This window comes from Ignavigranum ruoffiae (assembly GCF_900110675.1).
Taxonomy (GTDB): domain Bacteria; phylum Bacillota; class Bacilli; order Lactobacillales; family Aerococcaceae; genus Ignavigranum; species Ignavigranum ruoffiae.
The window spans coordinates 1-12,482 of record NZ_FOEN01000019.1; the positions used below are offsets into that span (position 1 = coordinate 1).

Below are 12,482 nucleotides of genomic sequence, written 5' to 3' on the forward strand. Positions count from 1 at the left end.
CGCATCCAACAATGGATGAACCATTATTCGCGCAAGGTTTTGGACTATGAGACCCTTATGAGGTTTTCATACGCTGTTTCTATAAAGAAAGACAAGCTCGCGCACACGTGCCCGCTTGACAACGAGCCTCCTTCGGCATGGTTTTCTTGGTAAGGCGGTCAATGACCCATTAGTGAACCAAACTACCATGCCTCAGCTCATTGTCAAGCCGTCACTGGCAAAGAGGATTAATGTTACATAGCTAGTTACCCGAGGTGGCTAACTTATACTTGAAATTTACAATGCAGAAAGAGATTCATTAAAATCTCTTTTTTTTTTGCATTATGGGTCGTTCGTGCTATCTTTCTAAGAACTGATTCGGAGTCAGACAAATTAGTTTTAGCAAGCAGTTTATTAAATGCTTCTGATAAAAAAGCGAGCTCGTTCTAATGACCAATGGGTAAAATATTTTTGATAAAAAATATTCATTTTACTGCAACTATTAGCTCACAGAATTGGTTAAGCTAGGTTTTATGTGATAGTCATCAGGGAATGGGTTGGGAATATTATAAATTACTTTTTAAACTCGTATCTCATCTTTTTATCGGGTAATTGCTTAATGAGGTGGGGTGAATGGATCAATTACAAGGAATGATTAAGAAGCCAATCTTTCTGCTGATTTTATTGGGCTTAGTCCTAGTCGTCTATTTACAGCCGAATCAATCAGATGATCAACTAACTTTAGTTTCAGAGAATTTAGCAGAATCATCGACTGAGGAAAATCAGACCAATAGTGAACAAATAGAAACAAGCAACCAGTCTTTGATTTTTGTCGACCTTCAAGGTGAAGTCGAGCGTCCAGGTGTTTACCAATTGGAGCTAGGAAGCCGGATGGTTGATTTATTAGAGAAAGCCGGCGGTCTAACCCAAGAAGCCTATGACCGTAATATTAATCGGGCTATGGTTCTAGAAGATCAAATGTCGGTATATATTGAAAACATTCATGAGATTGATCAACAGGATGCTATAAATATTGAGGCGATTGTTCGACCAGAGGATCCTGACAAAAAAGAAGACAATTCATCGGCCTTGGTTAATATTAATCTAGCGGAAGTTGAAGAATTACAGACACTGAATGGAATCGGCCCGGCAAAAGCACAGGCTATTGTTTCGTTTCGTGAAAAGAATGGGGCTTTTGAATCCATTGAATCCATCAAAGAGGTTCCAGGAATCGGTCCAAAAATCTTTGAAAATATTGAAGCGATGATTGTGGTGAAATGATGCAAACTTTCAAAGCTTATAAATATCTCTGGTTTCTGGTCTTGATGTTTACTTATTCAGGCCTATATCTTCTGGCAGAGAGAAATCTAATTGCTCTCATGATCATCCTTTTATTAACTTATCGATTCGCACGTTATTATCCAAAATTATTAATCATTTCAGTCATTCTGACTTTATTGGCTAGCTTTAATCTAAATGCTGGTAATAGCGAAATGAACCAATTTTATCAGAATGATAAGGACATTCAGGAGGTAGATTTGATTACCTACCCCTATCATTTAAAAGAAAATAAATATTATCTTCAAGGATCAGCAGAAATCATCACAACAGAAGGACGCCAATTTCCAGTGGTGTTTAAGGTTAAGCAATCTGGCTTTGAAGCTTGGTCCAAAGCATTAAAACAGCGTGCTTTAAAAAGTAAGGTTTGTATAAAGCTGGCCGAGTTAGAAACTTTTAGAAATTTCTATGTGTTTGATTATTCGGCTTATCTTAATCAACAGCAGATTTTGGGACCTTTTGAAATTGTGCAAGTTAATTCAGTGAAGCCAAAAGACTCGGGCTTGTGGTCAATAAATCGGATGAAGCAAGCGATCTTATTTTGGCTCGACCAGCGGGGGACAGATCCGCTCATTAGTTTCTTTAATAAAATGTTTTTCAATATTGATAGTTTGACCTATCAAGAAGCAAAAAATGAATTGATTGATTGGGGGATTATTCATTTCTTTGCTATCTCCGGCTTTCATGTCAGCTTAATCATCAGGAACAGTGAATATTTGTTGCGACGGTTTCTACCTAGAATTGAATATCTTCCCCTGGTTTTGATTAGCTTATTAATGGCTTACGGATGGTTAATTTCATGGCCAGTCGGTGCGTTTCGAGCCATTATGACCTATCTCATTGCTAACTTAGTCCGCTGGTTCAAGTTGCCCTTATCGGGACTAGATCAGCTATCCCTGCTAGCTTTATGCATGTTAGTCTATCATCCAGTTTATTATCACGATTTGGCCTACATTTTAAGTTTTTTGATGGCTTTTATCTTATTTTTTTATCAACAAGGTTCAATCGAGGCTTCCTATTCAGGAAAAATCTTGAATACTGCTTCAGTAACCTTGGTTTGTTCCTTGTTTTCTTGGCCTACCCTGATTAACGTGAATCATCAGTGGAATCCCCTGCAGTTATTAGCGGTCATCGTCTTTAGCCTCTTCTTTGATTTAAGCTTTTTCTATTTACTAGCCATCATTGGCTTAGTTTTCTTATTTCACTATTTTAAGTTTGTTTTAGCTGATGTTTGGTCTTTAACCGATAAACTATGCTTCCCTCTCTGGCAATCCGTCAAGCAAATTTATCAAGCATTTAATTACCATGTGGGTCAGTTATCCTTATTTTGGTGGATTGTCTTGATGGTTGGAGCCATTGTCTTTTTAAAGTATTTTACAAATCACCAGGAGAAACGAGCCTTACAATGGGTATCAGTGATTTATATAATTTTTTGGTCAAGTTTCTTTTGGCCGAGGTATCAGGGTTATCTGACAATATTAGATGTGGGACAGGGGGATGCTACTTTATTTCAACCAGCTATGTCTAGGGAAAACTGGTTGATTGATACTGGAGGCAAAGTGATTATGACGGAAACTTTGACGGCGAAGGAGCGTGAGATCCAAGAGAAAAATTTTGCCCAGAGGTCCATTATCACAGCCTTAAAAGCACTCGGTGTCAAGAAAATAGATTATTTAGTGCTAACTCACTTGGACCAAGACCATTGTGGGAACCTAGCTTACTTGGTTGAGAAATTTCAGATTGGCCAAGTCATTTTAAGTCTGAAAAGTGTTCAAGACTTAAGCGCATCAATGAGAAACTTGCTAAAAAATTATCCATTAACAGTCGTTTCGCCCGGAGAGGTCTTTAGTAATGTCAATAGCCAGATACAAATCCATTATCCGCCTACGGTTTTATCGGCGGACAGGAATGATCATTCATTAATGGTTTGCGTCACTTTGAATGGAAATTATTTTTGGAGTTTGGCTGACTTGTCCCAAGAAGTTGAAGATCAGACCATCCATCTTCTAACCAAAGAAGGAGTAGATTATCTCAAGTTGAGTCATCATGGAAGCGCGGGTTCTAGTTCAGAAAAATTCTTAAAAAGCACTCAAGCAAAAATGGCCCTAATCTCGGTTGGTCAGAAAAATTATTATGGTCATCCGAGCCCTGAGGTTTTAGAACGACTAGATACATTGGCTATTCCGTATTATTCGACAGCGGACTCTGGTGCCCTGAGATTTATTATCGAACCTTTTCAACAAAAAGTATATTTTAAGACCTGTGTGGAAAGATCGCCATTTAATCGCTGACTTCTGACATCCATCAAGCTAGCTATAGCATACCTATCCTTTAATTTGTTATAATGGGGAGCAAGGAGGTCAGAGGATGCGATTTAATATCATTCATACCAATGATTTACATGGTCACCTTGAACATTGGCCAATCATTGAAGAATTTATTCGTCGAAAAAAAGACCAATTTCAAGATGCTGGAGAAGCTTATTTCATCGTTGACGATGGTGATGCGATGGATACGGTACATCCTCTGGTTGAAGCTACACAGGGACAAATTATGGTCGATTTATTTAACCAGTCTGCTTATGACGTGGTTACAATCGGTAATAATGAAGGCCTGAATTTTACCCAAGAACAATTAGGTCAGCGTTATCAACAAGCAAATTTTCAGGTTGTTATTGCAAATTTAGTGAATCAAACGACGCTTCAAACACCAGAATGGGCACAACCCTATTTGTTGAAGGAAGTTGACCAGTGCCGGATCGCTTTTCTGGGTGTTACTGCACCTTACCAAACTTATCAGCTGAATCATTATGAAATAATTGATCCCCTGGTAGCCATTAAACAGACCTTGGTCCAGATTCAGCAAGAAGGGGCAGATATAATCATTCTTTTGTCGCATCTTGGCTTAGATGTAGATCGAGAGATTGCTGAAACTTTCCCAGAAATTAACCTAATTATTGGGGGACATACCCATCATCTTTTAGCTCAAGGAGAATGGGCTAATCAAAGTTTATTAACTGGTGCCGGAAGATATGGAGATTTTATTGGTGAAGTGACGATTGAATGGGATGCTAAGCATCATCAGGCTGATCTCGTTGCCCAAACCTATGACATTCGCCATCTAGCTGATCAATTCCAAATTGAAATTGGCCAGGACCCCTATTTTCAGCAGGGGCAGAGAGCACTTCAACAGATCAAAATAGCGACCTCGCCGCAAAATTACTTAGTGATGGATACACACAGTTCTGAATCCTTCATTCAGCTTGGTTTAGAGGCTATTTCTTGGGCAACAGACTGTCCCTTGGCCATGTTGAATACAGGCTTATTTCTTAGTGATCTGGCTCAGGGGCCGATTAGTCTAAAAGAACTTCATGAAGCCTTACCACATCCCATGCATTTAGCTAAATTACGTTTCACTGGGAAACAGCTTACCGAGCTATTATATGAGGTGGCTGATCAGGTTGAAGATTTACAATACCAAATGGTGAATGGTCTGGGTTTCCGAGGTAAAGTCTTCGGGGAAGTAATCTTTAAAGGGATTGAATATCATTATCCTCAGGATCGCTGGCTAGTCGAAGGAGCTTATATTGATGATGATCAAATTTATCATTTAGTTACCGTCGATCATCTTTGGTTTCTGCCTTTCTTTCCAGCCATTGACCAATATGGACAGCCTGAGTTAATATTCCCTGATTTTCTTCGTCATGTCATCGCCAATTATTTGAAACATATATATCCGAGTAAAGATACAGAGTAAAAGGAGGTCAGATTTTGACCAAATTAGATAAAAGTAAAACGAAGTCTAACAAATTTGATGATTTATTGGCTGAGATCGTCCAAGATCAAATAGATGAAGAGTTGGTTCCAATGACCTTAGTTAATGAAGAGGAAGTGCTCATTCGAGAAGCGCACTATAAACTCGCCATGAATTATCGCGAAGGTTTTGACTTCAAAGAATTTCAACGTTTATATCAAGATTATTATGGAAAATATGATTATATTGTCGGTGACTGGGCTCATGAAAAGTTGAGATTACGTGGTTTTTATCAATTAAGAGCCAGAAAAGCTCCCAAAGACCGACTTATAAATTTTCTTGATGATTATTTAAAAGAGTATTGTAATTTTGGTTGTGCTTATTTTGTTTTAGGAAAAGCAGAAGTGGTCGAGAATTTTGATCAGAATTTGACCGCCTATCAAAATCAACAAGATCAAAAACCAATGAAAAAAAGAGACATGAAGACCAATGATATGAATCGTGATCGAGGTTCTCGTAAACGTAAGTCGTCAAAGTCTCGGAAAAAAGATGATTTTCTGATTAAAAAAACAAAATTAGTCGACAAATCAGAAGAGAGGACGCTTAAAGCCGAGCGAGTCCATAATAAAAGCAAAGGTTCTTTTATTATCAAAAAACAAAAAGGAAAAAATAATGCGCAAAATTAATCGATCTTACCAGGCATACTTGATTGATCTTGATGGAACGATTTATGCGGGGGAAAGACGGATACCGACGGCTGAACGATTTATCAAGACGCTACAAGAAAGAGGTCTGCCTTTTAGTATCTTAACAAATAATGCGACTGTTAAACCTGAGGTCTTAGTAGAAACTTTAGCCAAACATCATCATATCCAAGTCGATGTCGAAAATATCTATACCTCGACGATGGCTTTAATTGATTATCTAAAAAGAGTCCATCCAAAAGATACATTCTTCGTGATTGGTGAGTCTGCCCTCCAGACCAGCCTGTTAGAAGCTGGTCTGTCTGTAGCGGATTCTGATCAGGCTCAACATGTCGTTCAAGGTTTATCACGTCAGGTAGATTATCAACAATTGTCACAAGCTGTTAGAATTCTCCTAGCTGGAGGAGAATTTCTGGTGACCAATATGGATCGACTGATTCCCACTAAAGATGGTTTCTTCCCGAGTTCGGGAGCGATAACGAGTTTTATTGCTTATGCCAGCCAAGTACAACCCAAAGTATTTGGCAAGCCGCACCGACCGATTGTAGAGGGAGCTTTGGCGAGCTTAAACCAAAGCGTAGAAAATTGCCTTCTGATTGGCGATAATTATGAGACCGATATCCAAGCCGGTATTCAAGTTGGGATGGACACCTTGATGGTCCTGACGGGCGTTAGTCAAAGATCTGACCTCGAAGGTAAAACTAACTTGCCTACATATGTTGTCAATGATTTATCAGAATGGGAGGGATAGTAATTGGCTAAACACGGTGGGTTAAAAGTAGCTGCCAGCCTAAACTTTATTATTTTCTCTCTGTCTGGTTCAGTGTTAATGACCCTATTGACTTCACCATGGCTGTATCGTCCCTTTATTACTTGGTTTCAACTAGAACAGTTGACTGGGCTCAGCTATCATCAAATTGCTTTAACTTATGATGAAATCATTATATTTCTTTTGAATCCGCAACAGAAATCTTTTTCTTTAAGTTATTTTGCGAGTTCAGCCCAAGGGGCTCAACATTTTGTCGATGTTAAGTTTTTGATTTTTTTACTGATCGTCATTTTTATGATTTCGGCTGGAGGTCTAATTTATTTCCTGCAAAGAAAAAGAAAAAGACGACTGAAACGCCAGATCGAGACTTATTTTTATTTTTCGATGGCTTTACCGATTTTTTTACTACTAGCGATGATTTTTGCCTTTGATCGCTTTTTTATTTTATTTCATCAAGTTCTTTTTGCCAATGACTATTGGCTTTTTAATCCGGCAACGGATCCAGTCATTCAAATTTTGCCCCAAGAATTCTTTTTTGTTGTCTTTTTTGTGGCGATCTTGGGCTATGAATTAATTCAATATGGGTTATATAGTTGGGTTCGCCGTTAATGACGCTTACAGCAATGCTCTGATTAACATTTTGAAAATAAAAACTGCTTGAAAAATTTGGCTTTGAGCCTATTTTCAAGCAGTTTTTTGATTTAATGAATCGTCGTTAATTTTTTGCTGCTGGCTGGGCATGGGCAATCCGACTAGCTGCTGCAGCAGCAATAGCACCCACAATATCATCGATGAAGGTATTACATTGAGTAACTTTATCCGCATTTAATCGGCCGACAATGCCTGGTTTGATTTTATCGACATAACCAAAATTGGTAAACCCAATCGATCCGTAAACATTGACGATTGAAAGGACGAGAATTTCATCAATACCATAAAGGCCTTCGTCACGTTTTAACATATCAGAAAGAATCGGTGAAAGGTGACCTTGATCGGCTGCCATATCTAATTCAATGCCGGTAATAATTGCGTTCTGAACTTCTCTTTTCATTAGAACAGCATTGATATTTTCTAGACAAGTATCAAGGTTTAACCCTTCAACATAATCTTTTTGTAAATCATAAACAATTTCGGCAATATCCGTCAGTTGAACTCCTCTACGTTCCAATAAAGCTAGGGCATAGTCATAGACGGTGTTATCTTGTAATATTTTTTGTTTCTTATGCATTAGATCACTCCTATAATAAATCTGAACTATGTAGGGGTGGTTGGACGTTAGCTGGATTAATATAAAGCAAGGCATTATTAACAGCTTGAGGCGCTTCACCAAAACCAGTCACGATTAATTTCACTTTACCAGGATAATTGGCAATATCCCCAACGGCAAAGATGCCAGGCCGCGATGTTTCTAAATCAGCATTCACACAGATTGAATTTCTCTCAATGTCCATTCCCCAATGCCGAATGGAGCCCATGGATGAAGAGAAACCATAATTTACAATCAGTTCGTCAAGGGGAATTTGTCGGGTTTGGTTGCCACGGGCTTCTTTAATAACCAATTGTTCCAGTCTGCCATCTTGACCAATTAAACTCTCTGGTACATAAGGAGTAATGATTTCTACAGAAGAGACTTTTAATTTGTTTACTGAACTTTCCATGGCCCTAAATTTATCCCGTCGGTGGATGATAGTAACTTTCTGGGCAACTTTTTCAAGTTCGAGCGCCCAATCTACTGCTGAATCGCCACCACCTAAGATGACCACTTCTCTATTATGGTAATAACTAATCGGTTGAACATAATAATTGAGGTTTTGTCCTTCAAAATCCTCCGCGCCTTCGAGTGATAATTTTTTAGGATTAAAAGCACCATTACCCACAGCGAGAATAATAGAACGCGTCCAGTGAATGTCCCCGTTCAACGAAATTAACTGATACAAGTCTTCTTGTCGGTTGATTTGACCAATCTCTTGCCCCAGACACAAGTCATAATCAAAGCGATCAAGTTGGTGCAGAAGATTATTAGCTAATTGATCGCCTTTGATCACTTCAAAGGCTGGGATGTCGTAAATATTCTTTTCTGGATATAAATATCGGGGTTGACCCCCAACTTTCTCCAGACTATCGATAATTTTGAATTTAGCTTGGCGTAGTCCAGCATAAAATCCGGTAAATAAACCCACCGGCCCAGCGCCAATAATCGTAATATCAAATATATCCTTTTTCAAAAAATTCTCCTATCTATTCAGTTGATTATGTTGGAATTATCATGCGTACAATCATGGCGACAACCATGCCGGTCAAAACGCCGACGACGACTTCACTTGGTTTGTGACCTAGGTAACGATTAATAATCATCCGATCATAATTTTTTACATCAAATTTAGTAATCAGTGGATTTGAGTTTTCGTTTGGGTGGTGCTTGATATTATCAATCTCAGCAATATGGTGGCGTGCGATAATATCCAAGACGATTCCTTGCTCTCCACTTTGTCTTCGCACTCCCATCGAGTCGAACATGATAATCACACCAAAAATAGTTGAGATAGCCACTAGCGGGGAAGAGAAACCATATTCTAGCGTAAGTGCAGTAATCAACGAAGAAACGGCAGCCGAGTGAGAACTTGGCATGCCCCCGGTAGAAGTAATCACCGAAATTTTTGCCTTTTTCCGATTCGTAAGATAGGCAATAGGATATTTAATAACTTGAGTAAAAAAGATAGCTATGAAAGCAGTAATAAGAGGTAAATTCATTAAAAAACCTACTTTCTCAAAATATTAACTAACATGATAATGATAACAAAAAATGTCAGCGATAACTATGAAAAGATTTGTTAAATCTTTTAAAAATAGCTACAATATAATTAGATTAAATATAAAGGAGTCAAGATATTGAACTATCCACAATTAAATTTACCAACCAATGCAGATGTTGTTATTCATACCAATCTAGGTGACTTATCTTTTGTATTATTTGCTGATGAAACTCCTAAAACAGTCGCAAACTTTGTCAAACATGCACGAGACGGATATTATGATGGCGTCATTTTCCATCGTATTATTAAAGATTTTATGGTGCAAGGTGGCGATCCGACCGGAACAGGTATGGGCGGCGAAAGTGTTTATGGGGCCAGCTTCGAAGATGAATTTGTTCCTACTTTATTTAATTTGCATGGTGCCTTATCAATGGCAAATGCCGGACCTAATACGAATGGGAGTCAATTCTTTATCGTTTCAGCCAGTCAAGTACCTAATTCAATGCTTGGCCAACTAGAGGGAGCAGGTTTCCCTAGTGAGATTATTGAAGCCTATGCTGAAGTCGGGGGGACTCCTTGGCTAGATCAACGTCATACTGTTTTTGGTCATCTTCTTGAAGGAGAAGAAGTTTTACAAAAGATGCAAAATGTAGAAACCAATAGTCAAGACAAACCGTTAGAAGACGTAGTCATCCAATCGATTACGGTAAATATGAAATAGAGAGTTAGTATTCATGACGAAAGAATATAAAATTGGTGACATTGTAGAAGGAAAAGTGACCGGAATTCAGAATTATGGCATCTTCGTGCAACTTGATGAAGAACACCAAGGACTGATTCATATTTCGGAATGCCAACATGGTTTCGTGTCGGAATTAGAAGACATTGTGGCTATTGGAGATCAAATTAAAGTCATGGTCATTGATGTTGACGAATATTCTCATAAAATTTCACTTTCGCTGAGACAACTCCAGGCAACCTCGACACCGCCATTCCCGGCGCGAATCAAACATAAGCCTCGACGCCGTCAAGCAAATATTGGCTTTAAGACGATTGAGAAAATGATGCCGAATTGGATTGAAGAGGGACTTGAACTCATTGAAAAAGATGGCTTAAATTTAAATAAAAATAAATCAGACAAGGGTGATTAGGTGGAACGTTTAGTATTTAATTATAAGAATGCACAAAGTTTTTTTAATCAACATGAATTAGAACAGATGCAAGCCCAGGTGAGTTTAGCTCACCAAGCCTTACAGGAAAAGACCGGGGCGGGAGCAGATTTTACCGATTGGTTATCTTGGCCGGAGGATTATGATCAAGCTGAATTTGTACGGATTCAATCAGCAGCCCAAAAAATTCGTCAAGACTCTGAAATTTTATTAGTAATTGGTATTGGCGGTTCCTATTTAGGTGCCCGTGCTGCTATCGAATTCTTGAATGATGCTTTCTATAATATCAAGGCCGGACAAAAAGGGAAGCCACAAATTATTTTCGTGGGCAATAGTATTTCATCTACCTATATTCATGATTTATTAGACCTTATCGCAGATCGAGATTTTTCTGTCAATGTGATTTCTAAGTCAGGAACTACGACTGAGCCTGCCTTAGCATTTAGAATCTTTAAAGAGAAATTAATTGAAAAATACGGCGAAGCGAAAGCTAAAGAACGTATTTATGTGACTACTGATAAAGTTAAAGGCGCCCTTAAAGAAGAAGCGAACCAAATGGGTTATCAGACATTTGTCATTCCCGACGGCATTGGTGGTCGTTTCACTGTCTTGACTCCTGTGGGTCTACTACCCATCGCGGTCAGTGGAGCAGATATCAAAGCTTTAATGGGTGGTGCAAAAGTAGCCATGGAACGTTATCATTCAGATAACATCTTTGAGAATGAAGCCTACCAATATGCGGTCATCCGTAATTTGTTATATCGTAAAGGAAAAGTAATTGAAATCTTAGTCAACTACGAACCAACCATGCAATATTTTGCCGAATGGTGGAAGCAGTTATTTGGTGAGTCTGAAGGAAAGGATCAAAAAGGGATCTTTCCATCGAGTGCTAATTTCTCAACGGACCTTCATTCAGTGGGGCAAACAATTCAAGATGGTACGCGAAATATTTTTGAAACGGTGGTCAAAGTAGATACACCTCGATATGATATAGAAATTCCTTCCTTAGAAGAAGATTTGGATGGACTTGGTTATCTTCAAGGCAAGACAGTAGATTTCGTTAACCATAAGGCCTATCAAGGAACCCTATTAGCTCATACTGATGGGGGCGTACCAAACCTTGTCATCACCATTCCACAAATGAATGAACATTATTTAGGAGAATTAATCTATTTCTTTGAATTAGCCGTCGCTGTGTCCGGATATTTAAATGGGGTCAATCCATTCGACCAACCCGGCGTTGAAGCCTATAAGAAAAATATGTTTGCCTTACTCGGTAAACCTGGCTTTGAAGAACTCGCTGATCAATTAAACCAACGATTGAACGAATAAACTTAACTGAATCTGGAAAATTAACCTATACACCTCCGCTGAGAGATGGCCATTGAGTAAACACTTTTGTGAACTCTAAAAATGGGAGCATCGCTTAGTGAGGTGTATTTTAAAATTTATTTAAAATAATCCTTGACTCTAAAAAGGCTTGTATGGTATATTATTTCTTGTCGCTAAGGAGCAGACTAAAATGGAATTAAAGATTAATCAAAATTAATTTTAAATTTTTGTTGACAGTCTGAAGGCGACGTGATAATATATTAAATGTCGCTACACCAAACAATGTAGCGCTTACATCGAGAGAAAAATCCGCAAGAAATTTTAAAATAAATGAAAAAACTTGTTGACAAAGCAATCGCTCGATGGTATGATGTAATAGTTGCGTCACAGCCCTTCAATGAGGTGGGCAGCGCACGAAAGCTCATTGAAAACTGAACAAAGACACACCAAACTTGTAATAGGGGTTCATTATGAACACCCCCGAATATAAATTCGAGACACTGGCGATACCCCAGTCTAAACTTGGTATCACACAGTCAGTATTGAATTGAGCAAAGACTCAAACAATCTTTCATGAGAGTTTGATCCTGGCTCAGGACGAACGCTGGCGGCGTGCCTAATACATGCAAGTCGAACGCACAACGAAGGAGCTTGCTTCTTCCGCGTGAGTGGCGAACGGGTGAGT

The 12,482-nt window shown here is 38.6% G+C and carries 12 protein-coding genes, 1 rRNA gene and 1 pseudogene; 11 read left to right on the plus strand and 3 right to left on the minus strand.

The window, feature by feature from the left end; genetic code table 11:
* From BMX34_RS10035 to BMX34_RS09080, 7 genes and pseudogenes are all read left to right on the plus strand, one after another.
* A pseudogene (locus BMX34_RS10035) lies at positions 1-119 on the plus strand (IS30 family transposase); the annotation flags it as partial.
* Positions 120-612: 493 nt separating this feature from the next.
* Positions 613-1,260 carry a helix-hairpin-helix domain-containing protein gene (locus tag BMX34_RS09055; RefSeq protein WP_092572704.1) on the plus strand — a complete coding sequence of 216 codons (648 nt, stop codon included), beginning with the start codon at positions 613-615 and terminating at the stop codon, positions 1,258-1,260.
* Entirely contained in the window at positions 1,260-3,608 is a 2,349-nt protein-coding gene (locus tag BMX34_RS09060; RefSeq protein WP_159428916.1) for a ComEC/Rec2 family competence protein, read from the plus strand. Before BMX34_RS09055 ends, BMX34_RS09060 begins: the two co-directional genes overlap by 1 nt.
* 76 nt (positions 3,609-3,684) lie before the next feature.
* Positions 3,685-5,073: a bifunctional metallophosphatase/5'-nucleotidase gene (locus BMX34_RS09065; protein ID WP_092572706.1), complete on the plus strand. Its 1,389-nt coding sequence runs from the start codon at positions 3,685-3,687 to the stop codon at positions 5,071-5,073.
* 14 nt (positions 5,074-5,087) lie between these two features.
* Complete coding sequence (locus BMX34_RS09070; RefSeq protein WP_092572707.1) at positions 5,088-5,756, plus strand: YutD family protein; 669 nt, start codon at positions 5,088-5,090, stop codon at positions 5,754-5,756.
* Positions 5,743-6,525, plus strand: a complete 783-nt coding sequence (locus BMX34_RS09075) for a TIGR01457 family HAD-type hydrolase (protein ID WP_092572708.1) — start codon at positions 5,743-5,745, stop codon at positions 6,523-6,525. The genes BMX34_RS09070 and BMX34_RS09075 overlap by 14 nt, the downstream gene beginning before the upstream one ends.
* A gap of 3 nt (positions 6,526-6,528) precedes the next feature.
* Entirely contained in the window at positions 6,529-7,152 is a 624-nt protein-coding gene (locus tag BMX34_RS09080) for a TIGR01906 family membrane protein (protein ID WP_092572709.1), read from the plus strand.
* Positions 7,153-7,258: 106 nt separating this feature from the next.
* Here BMX34_RS09080 and BMX34_RS09085 read toward each other — a convergent pair whose 3' ends face one another.
* From BMX34_RS09085 to BMX34_RS09095, 3 genes are read right to left on the minus strand one after another with little or no spacing between them, the layout of a single operon-like run.
* Positions 7,259-7,771, minus strand: a complete 513-nt coding sequence (locus BMX34_RS09085; RefSeq protein ID WP_092572710.1) for a phosphatidylglycerophosphatase A family protein — start codon at positions 7,769-7,771, stop codon at positions 7,259-7,261.
* 10 nt (positions 7,772-7,781) lie between these two features.
* The gene (locus BMX34_RS09090) at positions 7,782-8,768 is read right to left on the minus strand and encodes an NAD(P)/FAD-dependent oxidoreductase (protein WP_092572711.1); all 987 of its coding nucleotides are present in this window, start codon (positions 8,766-8,768) and stop codon (positions 7,782-7,784) included.
* A gap of 25 nt (positions 8,769-8,793) precedes the next feature.
* Positions 8,794-9,294 carry a divergent PAP2 family protein gene (locus tag BMX34_RS09095; RefSeq protein ID WP_092572712.1) on the minus strand — a complete coding sequence of 167 codons (501 nt, stop codon included), beginning with the start codon at positions 9,292-9,294 and terminating at the stop codon, positions 8,794-8,796.
* A gap of 114 nt (positions 9,295-9,408) precedes the next feature.
* On the opposite strand from BMX34_RS09095, the gene BMX34_RS09100 reads away from it, so the two are divergent.
* The 4 genes from BMX34_RS09100 to BMX34_RS09115 all read left to right on the plus strand — a co-directional run.
* Complete coding sequence (locus tag BMX34_RS09100) at positions 9,409-10,017, plus strand: peptidylprolyl isomerase (RefSeq protein ID WP_412457641.1); 609 nt, start codon at positions 9,409-9,411, stop codon at positions 10,015-10,017.
* 13 nt (positions 10,018-10,030) lie between these two features.
* On the plus strand, positions 10,031-10,447 hold the full coding sequence (locus tag BMX34_RS09105) for a CvfD/Ygs/GSP13 family RNA-binding post-transcriptional regulator (RefSeq protein WP_092572714.1): 417 nt from the start codon (positions 10,031-10,033) through the stop codon (positions 10,445-10,447).
* Positions 10,448-11,797, plus strand: a complete 1,350-nt coding sequence (locus BMX34_RS09110) for a glucose-6-phosphate isomerase (RefSeq protein WP_092572715.1) — start codon at positions 10,448-10,450, stop codon at positions 11,795-11,797.
* A 569-nt stretch (positions 11,798-12,366) separates the two neighbouring features.
* A 16S ribosomal RNA gene (locus BMX34_RS09115) occupies positions 12,367-12,482 on the plus strand; the annotation flags it as partial.